Here is a 328-nt window from a genome sequence, read left to right as displayed (position 1 = left end):
CGCTGCCCGGGGACGGGCCGAGGTCAGGAGCTCGGCGCGCCGCCCTCGTCGCGGTTCTGCCACTGGCTGAAGACGTGGCCATGCTGGGCGCGGCTGGCGTGACAGGCCGCGCAGCCGTCGCGTTCGGCGGGCGTCAGGCGGTCGCTGCGTTGCCCGGCGGCGAATTCGGCGTAGCCCCAGCCGCCGGTGGCGGCGTAGCGGACGCTGTCCCTGACCATCACGTCGATGTGCCGGCGCGGGCCCTGGTCGATCAGGCCGTCGCCGCTGTCGCGGGTTTCGAACAGGTCGTAGACCAGCACCGCGCCGTCGGCGTAGCGGCCGTCGCGGT

Annotated in this window: 1 protein-coding gene; it reads right to left on the bottom strand. The window is 74.7% G+C overall.

Annotated features, from left to right (window positions below):
- Positions 1–23 precede the first annotated feature (23 nt).
- Positions 24–328: cytochrome P460 family protein (locus HKX41_10845; GenBank protein ID NNC24627.1), on the bottom strand; the 305-nt coding region annotated here is incomplete at its 5' end.

This window comes from Salifodinibacter halophilus, from assembly GCA_012999515.1.
Classification (GTDB): domain Bacteria; phylum Pseudomonadota; class Gammaproteobacteria; order Nevskiales; family Salinisphaeraceae; genus Salifodinibacter; species Salifodinibacter halophilus.
Note: the sequence above shows the minus strand (reverse complement) of the source record. Positions and strands in the feature narration are given on the sequence as shown.